The following is a 25305-nucleotide window of genomic DNA, read 5'->3' as shown; positions in this document are numbered from 1 at the left end:
CCTAGCGATCGGACTCGTCGTATTTCACCTTCGCTTCCAGCACCTGCCGCTGCTCGCAATCCAGCTTTTCCGCCTTGTTGCCAAGAATTGTCGCCAGCAGATTGGACAAGGACATCCCCGACAGCTTTCGGACATCCTCTTCCTCGTGGGCAAGCTTTTGCCGCCACCGATCCCTGGCGCCTTCCGCTTCAGCCAGTTCCTGTTTGTATTGCTCCAGCCGTTTTCTCCATTTTTCCTCGTTCCGCCCTTTTTCCTTCAGCTCCGCCAGTTGTTCGGTTAAGTCCTCAAACAAAAGTATCCCTCCAAATAAAGAGTACAAAGCGCCGGCATCTTTTGCTGCACGATGTTCCCTTGGATGCACCTATGCTTTTAAGTACGTGCTGAACGGCGGTTTTGTTTCATCTCGCCAGGTCCCACGGTTCGCCGCCGCTTGCCGCAGCATACGCCCGCCTGCTGGCGATGCCTACCCAAACCGAAATCGCGCTTAACAGCGCGGCAAGCAAATAAACCCAGACAATCCCGAATATTTCGGCCACGCCGCTCATAAACAGAACGGAGAAACCAAACGTGAAGCTTTGCAAGGCCGATTTGGCCGACAAAACTTTGGGCAGCAATTCCTTATCGACACTACGTTGGGTAAAGGTCTGGCGGATGACGCCGTTCAACTCGGTAAACGGGCCTGTCAGCAGCACGATCAGCAAAGTTAAAAACCCCGACCTGTTTAACGCAAACCAAAAGGTCAAAACGGCGTATCCGAGCAGCCCGACGAGCATCGCGGCGAACATTCGTTTTTCCATACGTGCCACCAGGGCTACGATCAGCAGTCCTCCCAATACGGCTCCGGCAAAATAGCTGGCGTTGATATAACCCCACCACTCGTCTCCTTTCAACAATACCTCCCGGACGAAGACGAGCAGAAACGCTCCGGCCCATACCGAGCCGCCGATCATATCCGTGATCTCCATCAGCGTCAACGAACGAAGCCGAGGCGAGCGCCACAGCGCAACCCAGCCTTGCTTCAGCGTTTCCCGGCGCGACGGCTTCCGCATGTTTCCCGCCGCCGCTTCCATGCCCTGGCATTCTATCGTTTCAGCGACTGCAGCCGTACGAACATCCATCAGATGGCGGCGCGGAGGTTCTGTCGGATCGTCGATGACCGTTGTGGCCAGCATCGCCACCCCGTACCCGGCCGCCACCAGAAGCAGGGTGGGAAAAGAGCCGAACACGGCAACCGCCAGCCCGCTCACCGCCCATCCGGCAAATTGTACGATCTGATCGGTGGCGGCCATGATTCCGTTCGCTTTTAACAGCGCCTCATCGGCGACAAGCCTGGGCACTAACGCGTTCCGGGCGGGCGTCGTCCAGCCGTCGAGGAAGGAAATGCCGAAAATAAATACATACAGCACCCAAAGGCTGGCGCCTCCAAACCACGGCGAGACGTATCCCGCCATAAACCCGAACAGCAGAAATTGCCCGCATTGCGACAACGTTAGCAAGAAAGGAAGCCGATATTGGGCGATCATTAAAGGCGCCAGCAAACCGCTGATAAGCTGGGACGTGACGCGGATAAATGGCACCAGCGTCGCAAACACGACCGAACCGGTTTGGTCCAGCACAAAAGTCGTTAATGCCACTAAATATAAAACATCCGCCGCGTTGGACAGGGACTGCGAACCCCATAAATAGTAAAATGACTTTTTAAACATTCTCTTTTTGTCCTTCCTCTTCCATCCGATCCACGAGATTTCCCGGACTCCAATAAATACAATATTTTGATTGGCGGTTGAAAGCGACACTGATTAAATCGGTCTCATATGAATCCCCTTTTGGAGTTAATTGTTAACTCGGGATATTTTAACATTGGATTTTAAAATGCATCAAGCTCTCCCGGCAAGTTGCTCTGCGTTAACAATCGTGTGATAAAGTGGTAGGAAACGCCTGAACCATGATGGGGAGGCAGCAAAAAGAAAGGAGCGGTACCTATGGAAAAAGAAGGGCAAGATTCTACTGCGCCCGCACCTCCTTCGCACAGCGCACTTCGCCGCGCCGTGGAGATTTTGGCCGTTTCCGCCAAGCTGGGGGTTACTTCGTTCGGAGGGCCGATCGCCCATCTCGGTTATTTTCATGAAGAGTATGCAAACAAGCGCAAATGGCTTAGCGAGCAAAAATATGCGGAATTGGTCGCGTTGTGTCAGCTCCTCCCGGGCCCGGCAAGCAGCCAGGTGGGGATGGGGATCGGCTTGTACCGCGGCGGCGTGCTTGGTGCATTAGCGGCCTGGGCCGGCTTCACCCTGCCATCCGCCTTTTTGCTTGCACTGTTCGCGCTGCTGCTAAAAGGGACGGAACTGGCGCACAGCGGCTGGCTCCATGGCCTCAAGCTCACCGCCGTGGCGATCGTGGCGCAAGCCGTATGGAGCATGGGCCAAAAGCTCGCCACCGGCCGCAGCCGGGCTACGATCGCCGTGCTTGCGGCCGCCGCCGCCCTGTTATGGCCAAACGGGCTTGCGCAAGTGCTGATTATTTTGATTTCGGGACTTATCGGCATATGGCTTTACCGCGACTTGCCCGGTGCGCCGTCCCCGCGCGTGGACGAGGAGCCATCCACAGCCATTGTTCTCGGCAAGAAGCGGGCCATTGCCGCTCTGGCGGCTTTCTTTGGGCTGCTGGTGATCCTCCCGCTCAGCGGTTGGTTATGGCCTTCCCCCGGCCTGCAGCTGTTCGCCGGTTTCTACCGGGCCGGTTCGCTCGTATTCGGCGGCGGCCACGTCGTGCTCCCGCTGCTGGAAAGCGAAGTCGTGCCGCGGGGATGGATCGGCGAAGCGGATTTCCTCGCCGGATACGGCGCGGCTCAGGCGGTTCCCGGGCCGCTGTTCACGTTCGCCTCGTATTTGGGGGCGGTGATCGGCGGAGTATTCGGGGCTGTGCTGGCTACGGTGGCGATTTTTTTACCGGCTTTTCTGCTCGTCATCGGGGTGCTCCCGTTCTGGAGCCGCCTGCGCGTCATGCCGAACATCCACCGCGCGCTGCAAGGCGTCAACGCCGCGGTGGTCGGGATTTTGCTCGCCGCCCTGTACAATCCGATCTGGACCTCCTCCGTCCGGCATACCGGTGACGTTGTCCTGGTGCTCGCCTTATTCGCGCTGCTCGTGCATTGGAAACTGCCCCCCTGGATCGCCGTCCTCGCCGGCGCCGGCGGCGGCGTTCTGCTTGGCTGGGCTTACGGCTCGTAAATCATTTTGCGCGTCATGCCGCCGTCCACGACGAGATGCGCCCCGGTCACGAAAGTATTGTCGGGATGGGTTAAATACAGGCACGCCCGGGCGATGTCCGCCGGTGTTCCGACCCGGCCCGCCGGATGCTGGTCGTGGTCGATTCCGCGCAGCGCTCCGTAATCGCCGGTTTCGATCCACCCGGGACTTACGCAGTTGACGCGGATTCCATCCTGTCCCAGCGATACGGCAAGCGCATGGGTGATCGACACGATCGCGCCTTTGGAGGCCGCATACGCCTCGGAACCCGGCTCGGACATGATCGCCCGGGTCGAGGCGATGTTGACGATCGCCCCGCCGCGGCCGCTCCACCGCATCCGTTTCCCCGCTTCGCGGGAAGCGATGAAGCAGCTCCGCACATTGGTGTTCAGCACATCGTCCCATTCCTCCACCGTCAGCTCAAACAGCGGTTTAAAGCGGGAAACTCCCGCATTGTTGATCAAAATATCAATGCTCCCGAATTCCCGCTCCGTCGTCTCCATAAGCCGTATGATGTCATCTTCCTTCCGGACATCGCAGGGAACGAACAAGGCTTTTCCGCCTATTTGCCGGCTCTCCTCTTCTGCCTTAACCCCTGTTTCGAGATCAAGCTCCGCCAGGACGACCGAAGCCCCTGCCTTGGCGTAGGCTTCCGCGACGCCTCGGCCGATGCCTTGCCCGGCGCCCGTCACGATAACCGTCAATTGTTCAAAAGACATGTTATGTTATTCACTCCCGTTTGTCATTCTGCCGCAATTTGCCGTACTAACTGCGGAAGCCAATCGGTCAATGCTTCAAACCGGAAACCCGCCGCCTTCGCTTTGCCATTGTCCAGAACCCAGGAGGACGGAATCCCAAACGGAGAAGCATTATCGTTGTCGACTGGGGTTTCGCCATGGACAACGGCTTGCTTCCCTGTGATTTCCTCAATCAGGCGGATGATGCCGCCGATCGTTATGCTTCCGTCGGAGCAGGCGTTGATCGGTCCCGTCGCTTCACTTCGTCCAAGCCAGGCCAGAAAGTCCGCGGTTTCCCCCGAGGAAATGAAGGAAATCGCCGCGTCCGGGTTCGGCATGGCGATAGGCAGCCCTTGCCGAATCCGCTCCACATGCCAATGCAGCCTGCGGGTGTAATCATCCGGGCCTAGCACGATCGGAATCCGCAGGGCGCTAACCGGAAAGTCGGCCCGCTGAAAAAACGCCGCTTCCGCCATCCGTTTCCCCTCGCCATAATCGAAATCATCCGGGCCGCCCGGTTTAAGCTCATAAATATAAGGATCGAAACCGGACTCCGAAATCGGATTTTCGCTAAAGCCGTAAACGGACATCGTAGACGTCAGGACATAACGCCGAACCTTTCCGTCAAAGGCCCGTATGGCCGCCAAGGCATCGTTAGGTGTAAAGCAAATATTGTCGTATACGACATCCCAAGGTCCCTCAGCCGCTGTCTGGTGCAACGACGCTTCATCGCCGCGGTCGATTCTTAAGTGACGGACGTTGCCTTCCGCATTGACCGCCGTCAAGCCGCGCGTGGCTACCGTGACCTCATGCTCGCCTGAAAGCGCCAGCAGGCTGACGAGCCTTTTTCCGAAATATCGCGAACCGCCCAGCACCAATATTTTCCCCATGCGTTATGCCCTCCGATATTAAATGAGTTTATTTGCTGGAAAACAGGCTTTTCATCAAAGAGTAGCCGCTAAGCAGACCAATAAAGAACAATTGTACTTGCCCCACCCATTGGTGGTATCCGGCAATACGGATTTGGTTGATATAAATCGTTATCAGCGGGTACAACAGCAGGATGAGGCTGGGCAAAAATACGAAAAAGAACAGCGGGCGGTGCAAGCTTTTCCGGCGCGGCCATCCGCTCAAAAAGCTCAAGTATAGTCCGAAAACAAAAGAATAAACGATATCCCCCAGCAAGCTGTAGTCCATTCTGTACAACGTGCCGGTCTTTTGATCCATCATGTGGGTAAACTGTTGTCCGTAATACACCAGCACGATCGCCCCAACGATCCAAACCAAATAATAAAAATATCCTTTCGAGTTGTTCATCGCTTCATTCCCCCATCAGTAAGTATTCTAAGAAGCGTCGTATGCGGGCCACTCAAATTTTATCACAAATCCGGACGGGGGCGTTGAACTAAATGATCGTACGGGTAGAGGCAGCCGGGTGAAATGTTCCTCCGGTCAAAAAGGCCTGCTGAAGCATATGCTTCCGAAGCTGCTTTTTTTCAGGAAGCTTATATTGCTTTACCTCCTGGCGAAAAAAGCCTGTTCCTACTTAGACAAATATAGAAACAGGCTTTTCGTAAATCATATAATTTTAAATATGTGTTACCGAAAATTACCCTAAATCATACAGAAGTTCTTCCATAGCCGCGTATATTTCTATCATCATTAACGCCCCAAGCTGAAACCCGTCTGTGAAAGTAGATGTAGCATACATCGACTCGGACTGGCGGCACAAATCGAGCATAGCTTCAAGCTGGTTAAAATCATCGGCAGATAGTTTCTCTTTCCATATTTCCATGGCCTCGGATATACTTCTGTTAATTTTACGGTATTCGGGATCTCTTGGAACGATATTTCCTTCTGGATGAATTTCGCCATAATATAATGCTTCCAGCATACTTTTCATTTTTCATCTTCCCTTCGTATCGACTGCAACACTTTAAAGCTTACTTTCACCCCCCAAATTAAAATTATCGGCTGACAAAAATTCCAGTGGCAATCCCTTTCGTTTTCTTGCATCAATTAGTTTCAAGAATGGAAACTCTCCTTTTCTATTTACTTTTATATTAATCGGTTCGTAAAATTTATGTCACACATTTTAATCGGCTAATTATAGTTGGCGTAGTATAATTCGGCGCATAGGCCGTGGAATAAGGGAACACCTGGCTTCCGTCTTTCTCTTAAAATCTTTCACTCTTCTGGCCTATGCCATGCTTTATTCAATTATTTTCGCTTATAAAGACCGGCTTCGGAGGAGCGTCTATGAAAATCAGGTTAAGATTAAAAGAAATCCTTACCGAGAAGGGCATCTCCCAGAGAGAACTTGCCCGAAGAATGGGGATTCGCCACCCAACCATAAACCATCTGTGTTCCGATTCTGTCGACAGAGTTTACATTCGTACTTTGGAGCAGATCTGCGAGACCTTGGACATCACGGTGGACCAGTTATTGTTTCGGTTGAAGACAAAGTGTTTCCAGATAAATCGCATTAAGAAAAAACAGGTTAATCATGAAGGTATCTGACCATAATTGACCTGTTCAATGTAATGGAAAAGTATAATTTAGGGGAGAAAAATCAAGCATTGATGTACTTACAAATAAAATAACTAAATCTTGTACGGTTAATACTGGTTATATATTATTGGTTGAATGGTGATTCAATCGGCAATGGGTAGCCCCAAAAATTAGATTTATTTAAGATAAGTCAATTAATTTTGGGATCTTTATAACACCAATCGGAATCATAAGGTAAAGATTTTAATTTCTTCATATCTTCCCAGTTGTATATCCAATCATAGTCTACAACCCAGAAGTAATCATCCGGATTTAATCTAAGGTATTCATAAATAAAATTAAAAATGAGTTCTTGGACACCAAAAATATCTTCTAGACTATTAATACTATGAACATAAAAAATAAAAGAGTGCTCACTGTTCTTCGTGAATGAGTAAGACCATATTTCTGTTTTTCACCATCATCGATAATTGACCGGGCTAGTTTGTAAGTGGGGACTATTGAGGGAGAAATAACGAAACAGAAAAAAGAATTGGCCGGTTACCGCAAGTTAGCGGCGGCAACCGGCCAGTTGTCCTCCTATACATAAAGCGCTTGGTACATTATTCTTCGATCAGTTGAAGCCGAGGCCACAAACGCAGCCACTCTTTGGCTGTCACCCGCTGCCTGAGCACCGCGGTATCTTGGAAGTACGGGCTTTGCCGAATCTTCAGCGCGAGCAAGTCGTCCAGCCCCCAAGGCGCGAGGAACTCAATATCGTCCGCGGCATGCAGACGCACTCCTACCGCCGTGCACGTTTCGGGCCAGTGCCGCATCGCGTCTTCAACCGAGCGGTACGGTGCCTTCTCCCCGTTCCTCAAATGCATACGGGCCTGGTTTTTGACCGACCAACTCCGGTGCGGATTGCGTGCTCTTAATGCGGCTTCATACCCTTTCTCGACCGCCTCGTCCAAGCATTCGGGGTCATAATACAGCACGTCAACGTCATGCAGCGGCGTTCGGCTGGTGTAACCGTGCAGCACATCCCACGCAAAATTGCGCACGTAACCGGCGGCGATGCAGCCGTGCGGCAGCCCTTGTTCGGCCACCGCCCGTAAATCCTCCAGCATTTCCGGCTGATGGAGGATCGCTTCCCTTAAACCTGCGGCATCATTCATCGCGGAATTACTCGGTTCATATTCAGGATAATGTATGATCATAGTTTCACGCCCCTTGCAGCGTTTTATCCTTGGGCAGCAGTACCGTCAGCAGGCCGATCAGCGGCAGCAGCGAGCACAACTGCATAATAAACAGGATGCCGGTCTGATCGGCAAAATTGCCGAGCACCGCCGAGCCAAGCCCGCCAAGTCCAAAGGACAAGCCGAAAAACAAGCCGGACACAAGCCCCACCTTCCCCGGCAGCAGTTCCTGGGCGTATACGACGATGATCGAAAAGGCGGAAGACATGATCAGTCCAGCAATCACGACAAGCACGCCGGACCAGAACAAGTTGGCGTACGGCAGCAACAGGGCGAACGGAGCCGCACCAAGGATGGACACCCATATGACATTGCGTCGCCCGTAACGATCCGCCAGCGGCCCGCCGAAAAACGTTCCGACCGCGGACGCCGCCAAAAAGGCGAAAATATACCACTGCGCCGCTTCTTTAGTTACGCCGTAATGGTCCATCAGAAAAAACGAATAAAACGTGGAAATGCTGATGGAATAAACGTTTTTGGAAAATAGCAGCAGCACCAGTATGGCAACGGCCAGCAATACTTTTGCCCGGCTGAGATTGGCATGGCGAACAGGTTCGCCTTTCGCGGCTGCCGTTCGTTTTCGGCGCGGCTGCAGATCCTGGGCTCCGTACCATCTCGCGACGAAAAACTGAATGACGATCGCCGCCACGGCGGCCAGCGCAAACCAGGCGACGCTTGCCTGCCCCAACGGGATAAAAATAAGCGCCGACATAATCGGCCCCAGGGAAGCGCCGATGTTTCCGCCGACCTGAAAAATCGACTGGGCCAGTCCTCTTCGGGGGCCGGCCGCCAAATAGGCGACGCGCGACGATTCCGGGTGAAACACTGACGAGCCGATGCCGATAGACGTGACGGCCAGCAAAATCAGGCCGTAGCTAGGGGCAAACGCCAGCATGACGATCCCCGCCAGAGTGAAGCATACGCCAAGCGGCAAAATATACGGCCGCGGCCGGACATCCGAATACAATCCGACCATCGGCTGAAGCACCGAGGCCGTCATATTCATCGCGAAGGAAATCCAGCCGATCTGGCCGTAAGAGAGCATAAGGGATTCGCGCAGAATCGGAAACAAGGCCGGGATCGCCGATTGCATCGTATCGTTCAGCATATGGACGATACTGATCGCGAACAAAATCGGGTAGACCGTTAAAGCGGGGGAGGCGGGTTTCATAGCAGTTGTCTGATTCATCGTCCGCTAATCCGCTAGAAACCGAAATTGTCCGGGTCCGCCCCGAACCGCTTGTTTTGATTTAACCTGTCGATCTCCCGAATGTCCTCTTCGCTTAACGCAAAATCGAATATATCGGCGTTTTCGGCGATCCGCTCCGCGCGTACGGATTTCGGAATCGTGACGACACCGACCTGGAGATCCCAGCGCAAAATGACCTGCGCCGCCGTTTTGCCGTATTTCGCCGCAATCTCCTTTAACGTTTCATGATCAAGCAACTGGCCCTGCCCCAGCGGCGACCACGCTTCCGTCTCAATGCCCTTTGAGCGGCAGTACTGCAGCAGTTCTTTTTGCGTTAAGTGCGGATGCAATTCCACCTGATTCACCGCCGGAACGACCTTCGCATCCGCCAGCAAATCCTCCAGATGGTGGATTTGAAAATTGCTGACTCCGATCGCGCGCACCTTGCCTTCCGCGTATATCTTTTCAAGCGCCCGCCACGTGTCCTTGTATTTTCCCTTGACTGGCCAATGCACCAGAAACAGGTCGATATATCCAAGGTTCAGTTTGCTCAGGCTTGTTTCGAACGCTTGCAGCGTCGATTCGTAACCTTGGTCGCTATTCCATACCTTTGAGGTAATGAACAGTTGATCCCGCGTCAGCCCGTTTTCCTCCATCGCTTCCTTTACCGCCTGGCCGACTCCTTCTTCGTTGCGGTACAAGGCTGCGGTATCAATGCTGCGGTAACCGGTGCGAATCGCCGCTTTGACCGCCTGAATCACTTCTTGGCCCTCTTTGGCTTGATAAACGCCCAGACCGAACCAGGGCATTTCGACTCCATTGTTTAATGTGACGGTATCCTGCAAATGATTGGGCATCGGTCAATCCTCCTCTAATTCTTAAGATGGGCTTATTTTCCGTATCTCCTATTATGGCGGACCCTCCCGCGAATTCCAATCGTTTTCTTCATAAAACAAAAATCAGCGCTTGAGCGCGGGATAAGTGAGAATAGCGTAAAGGCCATGCGAAAAAAATCTAGCAAACGGTTGTGAGCGACGCTATTTGGGCAAAAACGAACGGATACAAAATGTAACGGTTGCCAGAGGGCCTATTTCCCATTTTATCGGCAGTAATAGGCATAAAGTTCCGCTATTTTGAAGGCTGACGGCCGGTTAGCAGGTGGGCTTATGGGCTTGTTGGCCAGCGGCCGGCCATGCCGGCAGCTGGCTGTCAAGCGCCGATTTCTAAGTTGATCCAATCCACAGCAACGCGATAAAGCCGCCGGGTTTTCTACCCGGCGGCCCATAGTTCCTGCGTGCGTTAACGCGCTTATACAATTATGCCGTTTTACCCGCGCCGCGCAGCTTTTGTCTGGCCCGGTACAGCAAAATTTTGAAGTGGGACAGTGAAATCCCCATCAGATCGGCGGCTTCCTGATAAGAGAAGCCGTGTATGTCGTACAGCAGCACCGCGTGCTGCTGGTTGGGCGCCAACACGGAAAGCAGGGCGTACAATTCCTTTCGGCTCTCCTGTCCGAGCACGCGTTGTTCCGGCGTGTCATCGCTGGCGTAGCCGAAGAAAAATTCATTTTCATAAGACGAAGACCGGCTTTCTTTGCGCAGCTTGTCAATGTAGGCGTTATGGGCCACCCGCAGCAGCCACGCTTTAGCCTTGCGCCCTTCCGCCCCGTCCAAATGCTTGAGCGCCCGGCAAAATGTCTCCTGCATCAAATCCTCCGCGGTGTGATGATTGCGGCACATACTGTATAAATAGCGGTAAACGTCGTTTTTATATTCGCGATAAAGAAGATCCATAGAACGGGTTTTCATCTTTTTCCCCTCATTTCTATCCATTGAAATTTCGGCAGCGCCCCGTTTCGTACCGGCGCTTGCCTGGTTCCATGGTTCATTATGAAGGTTATAGTTTGCGTCCCGTCTAAGAAATTGTTAAGTTTTTCTTAAGAAATTTCTTCATTTTTCTTAAACGATTCGGAATTTTGCGGCAGCCGTACGGTAAACACCGTGCGGTATTCGTTGCTGTCCGCCGCTATCGTCCCCTGGTGGAGATCAACGATGTGCTTGGCGATGGCCAGGCCGATCCCCGACCCGCCGGTGTGCGACGCCCGGGATTTTTCCACCCGATAGAAGCGGTCGAACAGATGCGGCAAATCGGATTCGGGAATCGGGTCCCCGTAGTTGGCCACTTCGGTAACGGCCTCCTCCCCTTCCATCCAGCCGCGAATATCGATGTATTTTCCCTCATGTCCGTAACGGATCGCATTTGTGATCAGGTTCTCGTACACCCTTCTCAGCTTGTCCCCGTCCGCGTGAACGTAAAGGTGGCGCCCCTGCAAATACAGCCGGCATTCCATGCCGCTCTCCTGCAGCTGCCAGCCGAAATGGGCGATAATTTGATCCAGCATTTCCGCCAGATTAATCCTTGTTTTCTGCAGCTTCATCTCCTTGTTCTGCAGCCGCGTAAACTCAAACAAATCCTGAAGCAGCTGCTTTAGCCGCAGCGATTCCTCGTACGCCATGTTGACGTAGTAGCGCAGCTCGACCTCATCGCGGTAACGGTCCTGATCGATCAGGCCGAGATAGCCGGTAATGGAGGTGAGCGGCGTCCGCAAATCATGCGATACGTTGGTGATCAGCTCGTTTTTCGTTTGCTCCGCCCGGCGTTCCTCCTCCATCGACGTTCTTAAGCGCTCAACCATGCGGTTGATGTCGGTGGCCAGCTGTCCAAGCTGTCCCACGTTTTCCACCGGTATTTTCCGCACGGAGCCCTCCTCGATCTTATGCACCTCTTCAATCAGCAGCTCCAGGTACTTTTTCTCGTGGCGCCGGACGCTACGGCGGTAGAAATACAGCGCGAACAAGAGCAAAATCGGCACTCCCGCCAAATAATAGGCCAAGGGAAAGCCGATGTTCCGGTTGATCCAAACGATAAAGGTATAAACCGACATCTCCGGATACAGCATGTAAAACAATCTGGCCAGCAGGATGAGCAGCAGCAGCGAAATCAGCGAAGCGACCGTCGTCCAAAACAGCCAGGTCAAAAAGCGCAAACTAGCCTTCAATTTTGTAGCCGACCCCCCACACGGTACGGATCAGCTTTTCTCCGTCCATCTCTTTCTCCAGCTTGTCGCGCAGGCGGCTGATATGCACCGTCACGGAATTGCTGCTCTCCAAAAATTTATCTTTCCAAATAAGTTCGAAAATTTCGTCCGAGCCGAACACCCGGCCGGGATGGCTGGCAAGCAAATATAAGATTCCGAATTCGATCGGCGTCAGCTTCAGCGGATTCCCGTCAACCGCAGCCGTATGCGTCTCCTTGTCGATCTGCAGCGAGCCGATTCGGATCATATGATCCTGGGACGCCTGCGCCTGTACGGACGATTGCGCCTGGGCGGCGTAAGAGGATCTGCGCAGCAGCGATTTCACCCGGGCGACCAGCTCGAGCGGATTAAACGGCTTGACCATATAGTCGTCCGCTCCGGTCATCAGGCCCGTAATCTTGTCCATATCGCCGTCTTTAGCGCTCAGCATCAGAATCGGCGTCGTCCGCGTCTCGCGGATCTTCAGGCAGACGGAAATCCCGTCAAGCCCCGGCATCATGACATCGAGAATGACCAGATCGACCGCCTCGCGCTCCATGATGTCCAGCGCTTTAAGCCCGTCCCCCGCTTTCACGACATCATAACCTTCGTTTACGAGATAAATTTCAATCAGTTTGGCAATTTTATCATCGTCGTCGACGATTAAAATTTGTTTGTTCATAGATTATTTCATCCTTTATTTGAAAAACTGGAATGGCACATCGGTACTATCATACCATGTTCACGCCACCCGTTTACAAATAAAAGATTGTCATCAATCTGGAACTTAGGTCCAATCATACGGGACGGCGATAACGAACCTCGTCCCTTGACCCGGTTCGGACGCTACGGAAATGTTCCCTTGGTGGATTTCGACGATTTTCTTCACGATCGATAGGCCTAGTCCGCTGCCGCCTGCGCTGCGCGTCCGCGATTTATCGGCTTTATAAAACCGCTCGAAAATATGGACCAGATCCTCTTTGGCGATGCCCATCCCGCTGTCGGCGATCCCGACTTCGGCATGCCTTCCTCCGCGCGAAAGCGTCAAGGTAATTTCCCCGCCATGCGGCGTAAATTTAATGCTGTTGTACAGCAGGTTCAACCATACTTGAGCGAGTAAATCCTCGACCGCCTCCACCTCGACAGGCACCAGGTCCAGATTAATCTGGATGTTCTTGTCCAGCCATTGCGGTTCGCAAGCCAAAACGACGGTCTTAAGCTGACGGTCGAGCCGAAACCGGTTGGCCTGAAAAGTGGCGCGCTCCGCCTCAAGCGAGGACAATTTCAGCAAATTGTCGCTCATCTGCGACAACCTGCGGCTCTCCGACTCGATAATTTCCAAGTAATGGTCCCGTTTTTCCTGCGGCAGCCCCGGTTTCCGTAAAGCTCTGGCAAATCCGCGAATGGAAGTGAGCGGCGATTGGATTTCGTGCGAGACATTGGAAATGAAATCCTGGCGCATCGTTTCCATCCGCCCCAGCTCGCTGGCCATTTCGTTAATGCTGTGTACGATCGATTCGAATTCCCTCAATTTCTCAAAACCCTCCAGCCTGACGGAGAAATCCCCTTTGGCGATCCGTCGGATCGCCGCGATGACCGAATTGAGCATCTTTAACTGGTTGTTATGGAGCAACTGGCCGATCAGAAAGGCAATGAAGACAAACAAAATAAATCCAAGAATCACATTCAGCAGTTCGAGCGCATAGTCGGAAAAAGGCGGTTCCCAATGCCGATAGACAACAGAGGTGGTAAAAGTAGCAGCCGTCCATGTCAAGCCGAAAACCGCCAACACCGCCAGAGACCCAAAAATATGGAACAGTACTTTCCAAATTTTTTTCAACCAGTTCACCGTTCCCCCGCCTCCAGGCGGTAGCCCAGGCCGCGGATCGTGCGGATTTTAAACCCGTACCGCTCCTCGGGAAAACGTTCGCGCAGACGGTTGATGTGCACGTCGATCGTCCGTTCGTTCCCCTCGAAATCGTAACCCCATATATCTTCGATCAGCTGCTCCCGCGTCAACGTTCGACCCGCGTGGCTGCCGAGTTTAAACAGCAGCTCGAATTCCTTCAGCGGCAGCGTAAAACTCTCGTTCTGGGCGGAAACTTCAAATGTCTTGCGGTTGATTTTCAGTTCGCCGATCGCAACGACCTGGGACAGCGTCACATGATAACGCTTGAGCAGCGCCTTGACCCGGGCGACCAGCTCCGCCGGCTCAAACGGTTTGACCAAATAATCGTCCGTGCCCAGTTCGAAGCCTTTCACCACCTGCTTCGTTTCGCCTTTGGCCGTCAGCATCAAGAGCGGCATGTCATAATCCCGCCGCAGCTGGCGGCACAGCTCCCAGCCATCCATATTCGGCATCATAATATCCATAATGACCATATCGACTTTTTCCGTTTCCACCAGGGTGAGCGCCTCGCGTCCGTCCTCCGCTTCAAGCACCTGCACCATTCCCGCTTCCTCCAGAAAAACCTTGACCAGTTCGCGAATGTGCTGATCGTCGTCCACCACAAGTATTTTTGCCATAGCCAATTACCCCTTTACAATATCGCCTCTGCGCGTACACCGGTCTTATCTGCGCGTTCACCGGCTTCCGGAAGCTGCAGCTGTTGGGCGGCGAACTCCCGGTACATCGCGTGATGACGCAGCAGCTCCTCGTGCGTTCCCCGGCCCGTTACTTTGCCCTTCTCGATAAAAATCAGCTGATCGGCGCCGACGACGGTGGACAGCCGGTGCGCGATCACGATGGTGGTGCGGCCCTGCATCAAATTGTTCAGCGCCTTTTGCACCACGATTTCCGAGCGGCTGTCCAGACTGGAAGTCGCTTCGTCCAGCATAAGAATTTTCGGGTCTCTGAGGAGTGCCCGGGCGATCGCAATCCGCTGCCGCTGCCCGCCGGACAGCTTCACGCCGCGTTCGCCGACATCGGTGTCGAACCCGTCCGGCAATTCGGCGATAAAGCCGTCGGCATAGGCCATTTCCGCCGCCCGCTTCAGTTCCTCTTCGCTCACTTCGCGCTCGATGCCGTAACATAAATTTTCCCGGATCGTGCCGGCGATAATCGGACTTTCCTGGGATACGTACCCGATCAGCCCCCGCCAGGAACGGAGCGAAAACGCATCGATCGGGTCATCTCCCAGCCTGATCGTTCCTTCCTGCGGGATATAAAACCGTTCCAGCAGGGCAAACAGCGTCGTTTTGCCGCCGCCGCTCGGCCCGACAACCGCCGTCACCGTGCCGGGCTTCATCGTAAAGCTAACGCCCTCCAGCACCGGCTCTTCCGGCTTGTACCCGAACGTCAAGCCTTCGACCGCCAGCGGCTGGTTCGCGTCCGCCACTTCCTTGCCCGAAGCAAACGGCTCTTCCTCCGCGTCCAGCGTCTCCAGCATTCTTTCGGTTGCTCCCATCGCCTTCTGCAATTGCGTGAAAAACGTCGTCAATTGCGTCATCGGCATCACCGTCTGAATCAGATAAAGGATAAACGCAACCAGCTCACCGGCCGTCATTGCGCCGCTTGATACCTGCATGCCCCCATAACCGATCACCACGACCAGCAGCATCATCATTACAAAAGAAGTGAACGGGCTGATCCAGGCCATCACCTTGCCTTCCCGGATGCCGAAAGTCATCAGTTTGCCGATGGCGGCGAACCCGTTCTCATATTCCTTGCGTTCGGCATTGGACGCCTTGACCAGCCGGATTTCCGACAGCACCTGGCTCAGAACCGCCGTGAAAGAAGCGGTCTCGTCCTGCATGCCCAGCGAAATTTTGTACATCATTCGCCCGAGCGGCACCATAATAAGCGCCGCGATCGGGATGACGACAAACATGAGCAGCGTCATTTTCCAGTTCAGGTAAAACAACACCGCGACCGCCCCGATGATCGAAATGATACCGCTGAAAAAACCGGTCACATGCTCGGAAATCAGCGATTTGATGATCCCCGTGTCGTTCGTCAGGCGGCTCACCGATTCTCCGGTGCGGTTGTTATCGTAATAGGACACCGGCAGCCGGAGCAGTTTTTTCCAAAGCCGGTCGCGCAGGCTGGCCACCATTTTTTGCCCGGCGTAATTAAGCAAATAGATCGACAGCCCCGAAGCGATCGACATGCCGATAAATGCCGCCCCGATCATCACGATCTGCTGCGTACTGATTGATGACAGCGAAAAGCCGTCGACCAGATTTTTCGTGAACATCGGAATGACCAAGCTCACAACCGTTGAAGCGACGCTCAGCAAAAGCGCTCCGATCAGCAGCGCCATGTTCGGTTTCGTCTCGCGGATCAGCCGCAAGAACGCCCGCAGGCCGCCCCGTTTTTTAGCTATCTGCTTATTGGGTTCATTGTATAAAGTTTCTCTCTCACGCATGTTCTTCTCTTCCCTTCCTTATGTCCCGTCCCGGATAAGCTTCTATTTAAGCTCAGGAAAAGAATATAACTGTTTTTTAAACTGAATTTAAACGGGCCCACCGGACTATAAATTTTCCACTTCCACGCTGTGCACATGCTCGATCGTCCGCAGAAAATGGTAAATTTCCGTCGTGTATTCTTTCTCCGACGCGGTGATGACCATGTCGATCCGCTGTCTCCCATCCTCCAGGTCTTTGATTTTCAGCCGGCGAATGCGATGGCGGTTTACCCTGTCCCTCCGGTTCTTTTCATCCTTCCGCTCGATAATGCGGATCAGTTCCGTGACGTTGCCCGGATTCTCCATCACGACTTTGATCGACACGTCGCGCTGGCTTAGCTTGTATGGGCCGACCCATTTGATCACGTAGGGAATAAAGTTCACCGAAATGATCAGGAGCACGGTCGTAAGCGCCGCTTCAAGATAAAAACCGATCCCGATCGCAATCCCGATCCCGGAAGCGGCCCAGATCATCGCCGCCGAGGTTAATCCGGATATCCCCTCGTTGCTCCGGCGCAAAATCGCGCCCGCCCCCAAAAAGCCGATACCGCTAACGATTTGTGCGGCGAGTCGCATCGGGTCCATGTTCGGATGCTCAGGCGTGGCGAATTTCGCAAATGATTCGATCGATACGATCGTTACCAGGCAGCTGGCGATGCATATCACCATGCTGGTCTTGATGCCGAGCGGTTTTTGCTTCAATTGCCGGTCGATGCCGATAAACAGCCCGAACAATAAAGCCATGCATAGTTTAAAGGCCATTTCCCATTCCATCATCATGTTGAACTGCATCTCCTTCAGTCATATAAAGTGAGTATAATTGGATTCGGCTGCTCCGTGCAAATTGTTAATATACATGAAATCGTTTGCGTGGAAAAGGGCAGAAACCGGTGTACTAAAGGTATTTTTTGGGGGCAACCTAAGAAATCATGAAAATCATGGAAATCAGTGCATGACTGCCGACTACCGGAATACCTGGAACGACCAACCGTCAGCCTTCAAATAGCGGCACTTTATGTACTTATTATCAGGAACCAGGCAGGATCATCCGCATTAGGGACATTTTTTGTCCTTATTTTCCTACTAATGGTCCAGAATGCGGGCATTTCCTAGCGATTCGAGAAAATAGCGACATAAATTTCCTCTGTTTCTCTTTCAATAGGGGATATCGTAGGAATAACATCATTTTTTGCTCTTATTTTTTCGTTGGAGTTTCTTAGTCAGACCACTTTTCTTACGATTCCGAAGTCTTAAACAAAAAAAGCCGCCCCACGGATCAAAGATCCGAAGAAGGCAGCTTTTTTTAGATTATTTATAACAAGCGGATTAAAACTTGGCGGCAAGATCGGCCGCGCGTTTTACGCCGTCCTGAATGATTGCTTCGGCACGGTCCGGGAATTGGTTGTGGCCTTCCACAACGACGACTTCCGGGTTGTTGATGCCCCAGAAAGCCAGCGTGTTTTTCACGTAATTCAACGACATTTCAAGCGCCGCCATCGGACCTTCCGAGTAAACGCCGCCGCGGGCTTGCAGCAATGCGATCTTCTTGCCGCCAACGAGGCCGACAGGTCCTTGTTCGGTATATTTGAACGTTTTGCCGGCTTGGTTCAAGTAGAACAGATAAGTCAGCAGTTGGGCCGGGATCGTGAAGTTCCAGAGCGGGAAAGCGAAGACGACTTTGTCGGCGCCCAAAAATTGATCGAGATAAGTGTTGGCCAGGTCGGCTGCTTTTTGCTCTTCCGCCGTCGCCTCGATGCCTTTGCCCACCTTGAACAATCCGTTCAGCATGTTCAAATCATAGTAAGGAAGCTCGGCGTCAAACAGGTTGAGTTCGGTAACCGCATCTTCCGGATGCGTTTCCTTGTACGTTTTCAAGAAGCTTTCATACAGCTTAACCGTAGCGGATTGGTCCGCCGGACGGTTATTCGCTTTGACAAATAAAACTTTAGCCATCTGTATTCCCTCCACTTTTTCATTTATTAACTTACTATTTAATAGCTACTTAATATTAAGCTGTAACTATTGTTTATAATAACGGCTAACTAAAACTTTGTCAACAACAGTTACTTAAGTATAAAACCGAGCCTGCAGCCGGCCCTGCGTTATTTCTTCCGCGTATCGATCCATCCCCGTTCCAACGCGTAGCGCGTTAATTGGACGCGATTTTCCAAATGCAGCTTGTGCAAAATATTTTTCAAATGATTTTTCACCGTCTGATCGGAAATTTGCAGTTCGCCGGCAATTTCGCGATTGGTCATGCCTTTCGCCACCCAGCCGAGAATTTCGCGCTCCCGGGCGGTAAGCGGCGGTTCGCCGGCCGCATCTTTTTTCGTGAGCGGAAACTCCTGCAAAATGCGGAGCGCGAGCTCGCTGGACAGCGGGGCTTCGTCGCTGGCGATGGCCCGTAAATATTCCAGCCATGTCCCTGGCTCCAAATTTTTGAGCAAATAACCTTGCGCCCCCTGCTTAAGCGCCTCAAACAGATGCGCGGCATCATCCGAAACGGTAATCAGGACGATCTTGACATACGGGTACCGAAGCTTGATTTCCCGCGTCGTTTCGAGCCCGTCCTTGCCCGGCATCTGAATATCCATCAGGATCAGGTCCGGCATCCACAGCTCGGTCAGTTCAACCGCCCGCTCCCCGTTTTCGGCATAACCGATCACTTCAAACCCGTCGTCCTCCGCCAAAATTTCGCCGATCGCCTCCCGCGCGTGCGGATGATCATCGACGACCAGTACGCGTACCTTCATCCAAACCGTCTCCTCCCGCTATTTCAACCGTCGTTTTTCCCGGCCGGGATGTCACCTGCAGCGTCCACCCCATAGCTTCCGCCCGTTCCCTAATAATTTGCAGTCCGTACCTTCCTTTGGCTTGCGGTTTATCCGCTTGAAAACCGGTTCCTTCATCCATGACGGACACTCGAAACCGCCGGGCATCGCCCGTCCCGGTCACGCAAACTTCCTGAACCCCGCCATGTTTGCCCGCGTTGACGATCGCCTCCCGGATACATGCCAGCAGCTCCATTCGCGTCCTGGGGGACCAATCTTTTTCATTTAACCGCCAATCCATACTCAGCCCCAGCTGCCGCTCCTCCGCCATCTGCCGGATCAGCCCCGGAAAATCGGCGGTTCCGCTTTCGGAGAGCCGGGAGTCCGGGGGAACGCGCAAATCGGAAATCGCCTCCCTGACATAGCGGTTCACCTCGTGGATCGTCTTGCGCAGCTCGTGCCAATCATAAGCTTGTCCGGCCTCCGCCTGCTGCCGTTCAGCCCGGTCAACCTTCACCGACAGCAGAAACAAAGATTGGGCAATCCCGTCATGCAGCTCCCTGGCTAACTGTTCCCGCTGCTCCAGGCGCGCTTTGAGCGCCCGCTCCCGCTGCAGTTCCTCCTGCATCTGTTCCAGATAGGAAAACCAGCGGTGCAATAGGGGCACGCAGACCCCGAACAAGATAAAAGGCGTAAGGATGTTCCCCAGCTCCATGGAAAGATAAGGCATCAAAAATTGATGGCGCACATATTCCCATATACCGACGACAAGCGTCGGAACTATTAGGATCATCCATTTCGTGATTTTATATGACATACAGGGCCTCCGCGATCGATCTCTTTCTCCACCGAATATACTTTACCTGCCGTTTGCTGGCAAGCTTTGGCGAAAAAATGAACGGGGGGCCGATCCGTAAGAAAAAACGTTTATCGACGTATCTTTGAAGAAGCCAGACCGCGTTTAGCGGTAGTTTGTACTACGATTTAAGGAAGCAGAGGCTCCGAAACTTATACTTTCTTATGGCTCAACCTAATAATCAGTGTTTGAGAGTCAAGTACAATCAATCTTGGCAAGAAATGCGGAAGGGCGTTGAAAGCTTGAGAACAGGGAAGGCCAGTGAAAATTTTATTTACAGGAAGCACTTTTTGAATACTTTTTTTCATTTACTATAGTAGTTATTTCACTCCACATATTTATAAAACTTTTTTTAAAATTCTCTTCAGAAATAATGCTACCAACATAATTGTTCACTTCATTTGTTTTATAGTCCTTACTGAAATATAACTCATTAAGTTTATCTACAAGCATTTCAAGCGAGGGAGAAAATTTATATTTTTGCGGAAAAAATCTGGATGCTTCCACCAGATCTGAATCCGGCATAATAGTGCATACACCACTTAAGACAGCTTCTAATGGTGTTATTCCAAGTGTTTCATATCTAGAAGTAAATACGAAAATCCCCTTTCTTTTCATTATTTTAAAGAGCGCATAAAGTTCAAGTTTTGACAATTTTTCAGTAAACATAAATCTATATCTAAGATTCTCTGGTATCAGTTTATAAAGAGCTTCTCTTTTATGCTCATCAACCTTTGATCCTCCTGTTATGATTACTTTTACCGGAATATTCTTTTTTGTTAATTCTAAAGCCGAGTGTATTAATAAATCCATATTTTTAAAGTAATCAATCCTTGCAGCATTCGATGTTAATATTAATTCATTTTCAGAAATGTTCTTCAAAAAATATTGTAACTTTTCACCTAAATTAACTTCACTTACAGTTATCGGAATGATTGGAGGAATAATCGCCTTAATTAAATCTTGCCTAATTCCTTTATTTCTTAAGAACCTGCTTTGCATATTTGAATGCTGTAAAACAAAGATATTTTCATTGCTTAGCAACGTAGTCAAACCTCGTTTTTGCTGTTCTAACATATGATGCACCTTTTCGTTACTTTCAAATGCCTTATAAGCCTCGATTAACGAATAATTTTCAATAAAATCTTCAACAAAAGGTCCATGATGAGTTAAGCAAGCGGGAATATGTTTAGGATGGTACTGTATAATTGTATCTGTATGGTAATAGACAATCAGATTATCCGTTTCACTTCTGTATAACATGACAATAGCCCTGTCTATGGCTTCCATAACACTCTCGTCATTCATTCTAAAATTAAAGAATAATGTTATTGTATTGTAACCGTTTAGAGTTTCGTTTTTAATTGCTGGTTCTGATAATGTTTCATCTCGCTTATATAATATAATTCCTAGTAAAGAACCATTCTCATTTAGACACTTTATTATTTCAAGCGCAAAATGAGTAGCACCTACTTTATAAGCACTCATTTCGGAATCAGGAAAATAATTTCTATTCAAAACAACAATTCCAGGCAACAATTGATTTTCCATTTAATCCGCCTCCTATTTACTCTAAGTTTCTGTAATTTCCGTAAAATTACATCAGTAGTGTTGCATAAACGGTGACACGGTTAGTTGTCGAGTCTTTTTACTCTGCCGCAACGACCGACTTCTGCTTTTTCTATCGCCCATTTGAGGTTCGACTGGGTGTCCTGTTCAGTGCGGCAATGAGTTTATCCCACGGCTTCCATAGAAGCGTCTTGAGCGAATCCATCAATTCCGTTAGCGTGCTGGAGGAGGAGTCACGCCGCCTTTGTGTGAATCCGCCGCCTTTGCGGCCGTCGGCTGTCGGAGACCTCCCTGAAGCAACAGAGACAATGTCAAGCAGGTCATGGCAAATAGCTTCCACTTTTGGGAGAATCGGTGGGTTCTCATCGAATGCATAATTTGAAACCCTCTTTCACTAGAAAATTAAATGAAATAAACCAAGCAAAAAGAGCGCAATCTGGTGCTTCCCAAATCATTATTTGTATAGAGACGAAAGCAAACGATGTGTCCCTTTCCCTCTGACATCCGAAGGAAATATCTGCCATAGGTTACAATTCTATTAAATCATACTCTTCTTGGCGATTAAAGGATAAATTTCTACTATTTGTTCGAATCTTGCCTGTGAGAAATGAGATAATCGCCGAAATAAAACTGGTGGAACGACAAACAAGCACGGCGATCCCGGAAGATCACCGCGCTTGTGGTCAATGCGATTAGATTGCAGTCTGTATCACGTTCATCCAACGTCCGGCTATCGTTGCCCGTCCGGACGCACCTTGCGGGTAGCCGTCGCCTCCATGGGATCATCCGGCCAATAATGCTTGGGGTAACGGCCTTTGAGGTCTTTTTTGACCTCGAAATAGGTCGTCTCCCAAAAGCTGCGCAAATCCGCGGTCACCTGAACCGGCCGACTTGCTGGCGACAGCAGATGCAGGGTGATCGCCACCCGGCCGAAGCCGATTCGCGGGGTCTCCATCATCCCGAATACCTCCTGCAGGCGTACTGCAGCATACGGGGCCTGTGGCCCATCGTAGTGAACTTGGATTTTGGAGCCGCTCGGGACTAGCAAGTGCGTTGGCGCCTCGGCGTTCAGCACTTGCCGCAACGGCCAGTCCAACAGGTTCTCCAGGATGCCGTACAACGATAAAGCTTGCAAATCGGAACGCTTGCGCACGCCGGACAAATACGGAGCCAGCCACGATTCTGCCGTCGCCGCCAGCGTCTCGTCAGAAACGTCCGGCCATCGCTCATCCAAGCGGTGCAAGAACAGCAGCCGCTCTTGCAGCATTCGCGCCCTGTCCGTCCACGGCAGGATGCCCACGCCCTTGACGATAACTGCATCCAACAGGGCGCGGGTAATCTGCTCGGGACCCGGTTGCGGATCCGGCTGCTCCTTCAGGACGATCGCGCCGAACGTTTGGCGGATTCGGGCTCGCACCGCACCGGAAGCGTCGTCCCAAGCCGCGCTGCGCTCCTCGGCAATCTCTTTGCCGTAATAACGATACAGGTCCGTTTCGTCGAGCGGAGCAGCCAAAAGAATCCGCCCTTCCGCCCCCTCGTCGTCGACATCGGCGATGGCCAGAAAAGCCGCGGCCCCGAGGGACTCTTTCATCGGTAAAACCGCGCCGCGCCCGCTTCGCAGCAAATACCGCCCGTCCGGGCGGCGCATGGCGATGCGGTCCGGGTAAGCGAAAGAGACCAGCAGGCCGCAATACCGGTCCGGCTGCTGCGGGTCAAGATCGGCGCGCGGCTGAGGAGCCGTGGGCGCTTGGGTAGACAGCGCCTGGGCCGGCGGCGTTTGGGCTGGCGGCGCTTGAGTCGGCGGCGTTTGGGGCGGAAGCGTCCCGGGCGCCGGCGCCTGGGCGGACGGCGGCGCGGCCAAGCCTTCAGCGGCAGCTTCGTTGGCCGGCTGATCCAGCTCCAGCAGCCGCGCCTCCCATTGGCGGCGGAGCTGCTGGACGCGCTGCAGGGCGGCCGGGTCCGCCTCGAGCGCCGAGCCGGCCCCGCGCGCACCCTTGGCCGCGTCCAGCACCAGCGCGAGCCGGCGGCGCAGGTCGCCGTCCCGGCCGGCGGCGCCTTTGAGCAGGTCGCGCTCTTCGAGCAGCGCGGCCAGGGCGCAGGCCGGCTCGGCCAGGCCTAGCTCGCGCGCCCGCAGCAGCATATGCGCCAGCCGCGGGTGCAGCCCGAGCGCGGCCATCTGCCGGCCGTGCCCGGTGATGCGGCCGGCCGCATCCAGCGCGCCGAGCTGCTGCAGGAGCAGGACGGCGCTGGCGTAAGGCGCTGGCGGCGGCGCGTCGAGCCAAGCCAGCTCGTCCGGCGAGCCGGCGCCCCACGCCGCCAGCTCCAGCGCGAGCGGCGCCAGGTCCGCCTCGAGGATCTCCGGCGGCGTGCGCGCGGGCAGCGCGCGGTCTTCCGCCTCGCTCCAGAGGCGGTAGCATACGCCGGGCGCGGTTCGCCCGGCGCGGCCCCGCCGCTGGTCGGCGGAATCGCGGGCGGCGCGGACCGTCACCAGACGGTTCATCCCGGTCCGCGGGGAAAACAAGGTGGTGCGCCGGAGGCCGCTGTCGATGACGACCGTCACGCCGTCCACGGTCAAGCTCGATTCGGCGATCGACGTGGCCAGCACCACCTTGCGCCGGCCCGCCGGCGCCGGCTCGATCGCCCGCCGCTGCGCCTCCTGCGGCAGCGCCCCATAAAGCGGCGTGAGCAGCACGCCCTCGGGCAGCGGCGATCCCGCAAGCAGCGACTCGACGCGGCTGATCTCCCGGGCCCCGGGCAAAAACACGAGCAGGCTGCCGTCATGCGCCGCCAAAGCGCGGCGCACCGCCCGCTCCACCACGGTTTCGAGCGGTTCTTTCGCGGCTGGCGCTTGCGGAAGGTATAATGTCTCCACCGGATACATGCGGCCGCGGCTTTGAACGACCGGCGCATCCCCAAGCAGCCGGGCGACCGGCTCCGCGTCCAGCGTCGCCGACATGATCAGAAGCCGCAAATCATCGCGCAGCAGCTCGCGGCTCTGCAGCGCCAGCGCCAGCCCCAAATCGGCGTGCAGGCTGCGCTCGTGGAATTCGTCAAAAATGATGAGTCCCGTCCCCAGCAGCGCCGGGTCCTGCTGCAGCAGCCGGGTCAAAATCCCTTCCGTCACAACGGTAATCCGCGTTTTGCGCGACACGCGGCTCTCCCCGCGCATCCGGTAGCCCACCGTTTCGCCGACCCGTTCGCCCAACTGCGCGGCCATATACACGGCGGCGGAACGGGCCGCGAGACGGCGCGGTTCCAGCAAAATGACGCTCTGGCCTTCCAGCCACGGCTCGCTTAACAGCGCCAACGGCGCGCGCGTCGTTTTCCCCGCTCCGGGCTCGGCCAGCAGAACGGCGGCGCCTGCCTTACGCAGGCTGTCTTTTAACGCGGGAATCGCTTCATCTATAGGCATCGGTTTAGGTTCAGACAGCTTCGTCATCGTTCTCTCCTCAAGTCTCTATTCGTATCGATTTTACCACATTCCCCTTAGGTGTGATCAAAACCGCCTTTTTTGAACAACCTTAATAAAGCAACATAAACTCCAGCCCTATGTTCCGGTCCATTGATCCAGAATAATAAGGACAAAAAATGCCGTTAATGGGGATGAACATGCCGGAGCGCCGGATAATAAATACATAAAATGCCGCTATTTTGCAGGCCTGCGATTCGTTAAGTTCCGCAATTTTACAGCCCCGCGATTCGTT

23 protein-coding genes are annotated in these 25305 nt (G+C 53.2%); 2 read left to right on the top strand and 21 right to left on the bottom strand.

Going from position 1 to position 25305, the window contains the following annotated elements; all coding sequences use genetic code 11:
* Position 1: 1 nt before the first annotated feature.
* On the bottom strand, positions 2–292 hold the full coding sequence (locus tag DYE26_RS34010) for a hypothetical protein (protein WP_240534126.1): 291 nt from the start codon (positions 290–292) through the stop codon (positions 2–4).
* Positions 293–398: 106 nt separating this feature from the next.
* On the bottom strand, positions 399–1706 hold the full coding sequence (locus DYE26_RS04355; protein WP_036622513.1) for an MFS transporter: 1308 nt from the start codon (positions 1704–1706) through the stop codon (positions 399–401).
* A gap of 276 nt (positions 1707–1982) precedes the next feature.
* Between DYE26_RS04355 and chrA the strand changes: the two genes are divergently transcribed.
* Entirely contained in the window at positions 1983–3230 is a 1248-nt protein-coding gene (chrA, locus tag DYE26_RS04350) for a chromate efflux transporter (RefSeq protein ID WP_051985403.1), read from the top strand.
* Here chrA and DYE26_RS04345 read toward each other — a convergent pair.
* The 4 genes from DYE26_RS04345 to DYE26_RS04325 form a co-directional block, all read right to left on the bottom strand.
* On the bottom strand, positions 3218–3967 hold the full coding sequence (locus DYE26_RS04345; protein WP_036622511.1) for an SDR family NAD(P)-dependent oxidoreductase: 750 nt from the start codon (positions 3965–3967) through the stop codon (positions 3218–3220). The two genes, chrA and DYE26_RS04345, sit on opposite strands and share 13 nt — an antisense overlap.
* A gap of 23 nt (positions 3968–3990) precedes the next feature.
* Positions 3991–4875: an NAD-dependent epimerase/dehydratase family protein gene (locus DYE26_RS04340; RefSeq protein ID WP_036622509.1), complete on the bottom strand. Its 885-nt coding sequence runs from the start codon at positions 4873–4875 to the stop codon at positions 3991–3993.
* Positions 4876–4903: 28 nt separating this feature from the next.
* Positions 4904–5302: a hypothetical protein gene (locus DYE26_RS04335; protein ID WP_036622507.1), complete on the bottom strand. Its 399-nt coding sequence runs from the start codon at positions 5300–5302 to the stop codon at positions 4904–4906.
* Positions 5303–5594: 292 nt separating this feature from the next.
* Positions 5595–5888 carry a DUF6809 family protein gene (locus DYE26_RS04325; RefSeq protein WP_036622503.1) on the bottom strand — a complete coding sequence of 98 codons (294 nt, stop codon included), beginning with the start codon at positions 5886–5888 and terminating at the stop codon, positions 5595–5597.
* Between the two features lie 299 nt (positions 5889–6187).
* Here DYE26_RS04325 and DYE26_RS04320 point away from each other — a divergent pair, with 299 nt between their 5' ends.
* The gene (locus DYE26_RS04320) at positions 6188–6505 is read left to right on the top strand and encodes a helix-turn-helix domain-containing protein (protein WP_371861007.1); all 318 of its coding nucleotides are present in this window, start codon (positions 6188–6190) and stop codon (positions 6503–6505) included.
* Positions 6506–7098: 593 nt separating this feature from the next.
* Here the strand turns inward: DYE26_RS04320 and DYE26_RS04310 are convergent.
* The 15 genes from DYE26_RS04310 to hrpB all read right to left on the bottom strand — a co-directional run bounded on the left by DYE26_RS04310 (position 7099) and on the right by hrpB (position 25040).
* On the bottom strand, positions 7099–7653 hold the full coding sequence (locus DYE26_RS04310) for a nucleotidyltransferase family protein (protein ID WP_036628037.1): 555 nt from the start codon (positions 7651–7653) through the stop codon (positions 7099–7101).
* Positions 7654–7699: 46 nt separating this feature from the next.
* Positions 7700–8923, bottom strand: a complete 1224-nt coding sequence (locus tag DYE26_RS04305) for an MFS transporter (RefSeq protein WP_036622501.1) — start codon at positions 8921–8923, stop codon at positions 7700–7702.
* 14 nt (positions 8924–8937) lie between these two features.
* The gene (locus DYE26_RS04300; RefSeq protein ID WP_036622499.1) at positions 8938–9780 is read right to left on the bottom strand and encodes an aldo/keto reductase; all 843 of its coding nucleotides are present in this window, start codon (positions 9778–9780) and stop codon (positions 8938–8940) included.
* 459 nt (positions 9781–10239) lie between these two features.
* A complete protein-coding gene (locus tag DYE26_RS04295) occupies positions 10240–10731 on the bottom strand; it encodes an RNA polymerase sigma factor (protein ID WP_036622497.1) in 492 nt (163 codons plus the stop codon).
* A gap of 128 nt (positions 10732–10859) precedes the next feature.
* Positions 10860–11981, bottom strand: coding sequence for a sensor histidine kinase (locus DYE26_RS04290; protein WP_036622495.1), 1122 nt, complete (start codon positions 11979–11981; stop codon positions 10860–10862).
* Positions 11971–12681, bottom strand: coding sequence for a response regulator transcription factor (locus DYE26_RS04285; RefSeq protein WP_036622493.1), 711 nt, complete (start codon positions 12679–12681; stop codon positions 11971–11973). The genes DYE26_RS04290 and DYE26_RS04285 overlap by 11 nt, the downstream gene beginning before the upstream one ends.
* 105 nt (positions 12682–12786) lie before the next feature.
* Positions 12787–13848, bottom strand: coding sequence for a sensor histidine kinase (locus tag DYE26_RS04280; protein WP_082207749.1), 1062 nt, complete (start codon positions 13846–13848; stop codon positions 12787–12789).
* Complete coding sequence (locus tag DYE26_RS04275) at positions 13845–14525, bottom strand: response regulator transcription factor (protein ID WP_036622491.1); 681 nt, start codon at positions 14523–14525, stop codon at positions 13845–13847. Before DYE26_RS04275 ends, DYE26_RS04280 begins: the two co-directional genes overlap by 4 nt.
* A 14-nt stretch (positions 14526–14539) precedes the next feature.
* Positions 14540–16366, bottom strand: coding sequence for an ABC transporter ATP-binding protein (locus DYE26_RS04270; protein ID WP_051985401.1), 1827 nt, complete (start codon positions 16364–16366; stop codon positions 14540–14542).
* A 105-nt stretch (positions 16367–16471) separates the two neighbouring features.
* Entirely contained in the window at positions 16472–17185 is a 714-nt protein-coding gene (locus DYE26_RS04265; protein WP_227872861.1) for an MgtC/SapB family protein, read from the bottom strand.
* Positions 17186–17731: 546 nt separating this feature from the next.
* A complete protein-coding gene (locus tag DYE26_RS04260; RefSeq protein ID WP_036622488.1) occupies positions 17732–18358 on the bottom strand; it encodes an FMN-dependent NADH-azoreductase in 627 nt (208 codons plus the stop codon).
* Positions 18359–18507: 149 nt separating this feature from the next.
* Positions 18508–19158 carry a response regulator gene (locus DYE26_RS04255; RefSeq protein WP_036622486.1) on the bottom strand — a complete coding sequence of 217 codons (651 nt, stop codon included), beginning with the start codon at positions 19156–19158 and terminating at the stop codon, positions 18508–18510.
* Positions 19130–19993, bottom strand: a complete 864-nt coding sequence (locus tag DYE26_RS04250) for a sensor histidine kinase (RefSeq protein WP_036622484.1) — start codon at positions 19991–19993, stop codon at positions 19130–19132. Before DYE26_RS04250 ends, DYE26_RS04255 begins: the two co-directional genes overlap by 29 nt.
* A gap of 309 nt (positions 19994–20302) precedes the next feature.
* On the bottom strand, positions 20303–21583 hold the full coding sequence (locus tag DYE26_RS04245; protein ID WP_036622482.1) for a glycosyltransferase: 1281 nt from the start codon (positions 21581–21583) through the stop codon (positions 20303–20305).
* A 748-nt stretch (positions 21584–22331) separates the two neighbouring features.
* Complete coding sequence (gene hrpB / locus DYE26_RS04240) at positions 22332–25040, bottom strand: ATP-dependent helicase HrpB (protein ID WP_036622480.1); 2709 nt, start codon at positions 25038–25040, stop codon at positions 22332–22334.
* Positions 25041–25305: the final 265 nt, after the last annotated feature.

It is taken from the genome of Paenibacillus macerans (assembly GCF_900454495.1).
GTDB lineage: Bacteria > Bacillota > Bacilli > Paenibacillales > Paenibacillaceae > Fontibacillus > Fontibacillus macerans.
Note: the sequence above shows the minus strand (reverse complement) of the source record. Positions and strands in the feature narration are given on the sequence as shown.

Coding starts and splice junctions, on each gene's coding strand:
- DYE26_RS04355 (WP_036622513.1), bottom strand. CDS start 1,706: ATGTTTAAAAAGTCATTTTACTATTTATGGGGTTCGCAGTCCCTGTCC.
- chrA (WP_051985403.1), top strand. CDS start 1,983: ATGGAAAAAGAAGGGCAAGATTCTACTGCGCCCGCACCTCCTTCGCAC.
- DYE26_RS04345 (WP_036622511.1), bottom strand. CDS start 3,967: ATGTCTTTTGAACAATTGACGGTTATCGTGACGGGCGCCGGGCAAGGC.
- DYE26_RS04340 (WP_036622509.1), bottom strand. CDS start 4,875: ATGGGGAAAATATTGGTGCTGGGCGGTTCGCGATATTTCGGAAAAAGG.
- DYE26_RS04335 (WP_036622507.1), bottom strand. CDS start 5,302: ATGAACAACTCGAAAGGATATTTTTATTATTTGGTTTGGATCGTTGGG.
- DYE26_RS04325 (WP_036622503.1), bottom strand. CDS start 5,888: ATGAAAAGTATGCTGGAAGCATTATATTATGGCGAAATTCATCCAGAA.
- DYE26_RS04320 (WP_371861007.1), top strand. CDS start 6,188: ATGCCATGCTTTATTCAATTATTTTCGCTTATAAAGACCGGCTTCGGA.
- DYE26_RS04310 (WP_036628037.1), bottom strand. CDS start 7,653: ATGAATGATGCCGCAGGTTTAAGGGAAGCGATCCTCCATCAGCCGGAA.
- DYE26_RS04305 (WP_036622501.1), bottom strand. CDS start 8,923: ATGAATCAGACAACTGCTATGAAACCCGCCTCCCCCGCTTTAACGGTC.
- DYE26_RS04300 (WP_036622499.1), bottom strand. CDS start 9,780: ATGCCCAATCATTTGCAGGATACCGTCACATTAAACAATGGAGTCGAA.
- DYE26_RS04295 (WP_036622497.1), bottom strand. CDS start 10,731: ATGAAAACCCGTTCTATGGATCTTCTTTATCGCGAATATAAAAACGAC.
- DYE26_RS04285 (WP_036622493.1), bottom strand. CDS start 12,681: ATGAACAAACAAATTTTAATCGTCGACGACGATGATAAAATTGCCAAA.
- DYE26_RS04275 (WP_036622491.1), bottom strand. CDS start 14,525: ATGGCAAAAATACTTGTGGTGGACGACGATCAGCACATTCGCGAACTG.
- DYE26_RS04270 (WP_051985401.1), bottom strand. CDS start 16,366: ATGCGTGAGAGAGAAACTTTATACAATGAACCCAATAAGCAGATAGCT.
- DYE26_RS04265 (WP_227872861.1), bottom strand. CDS start 17,185: ATGATGATGGAATGGGAAATGGCCTTTAAACTATGCATGGCTTTATTG.
- DYE26_RS04260 (WP_036622488.1), bottom strand. CDS start 18,358: ATGGCTAAAGTTTTATTTGTCAAAGCGAATAACCGTCCGGCGGACCAA.
- DYE26_RS04255 (WP_036622486.1), bottom strand. CDS start 19,158: ATGAAGGTACGCGTACTGGTCGTCGATGATCATCCGCACGCGCGGGAG.
- DYE26_RS04250 (WP_036622484.1), bottom strand. CDS start 19,993: ATGTCATATAAAATCACGAAATGGATGATCCTAATAGTTCCGACGCTT.
- DYE26_RS04245 (WP_036622482.1), bottom strand. CDS start 21,583: ATGGAAAATCAATTGTTGCCTGGAATTGTTGTTTTGAATAGAAATTAT.
- hrpB (WP_036622480.1), bottom strand. CDS start 25,040: ATGACGAAGCTGTCTGAACCTAAACCGATGCCTATAGATGAAGCGATT.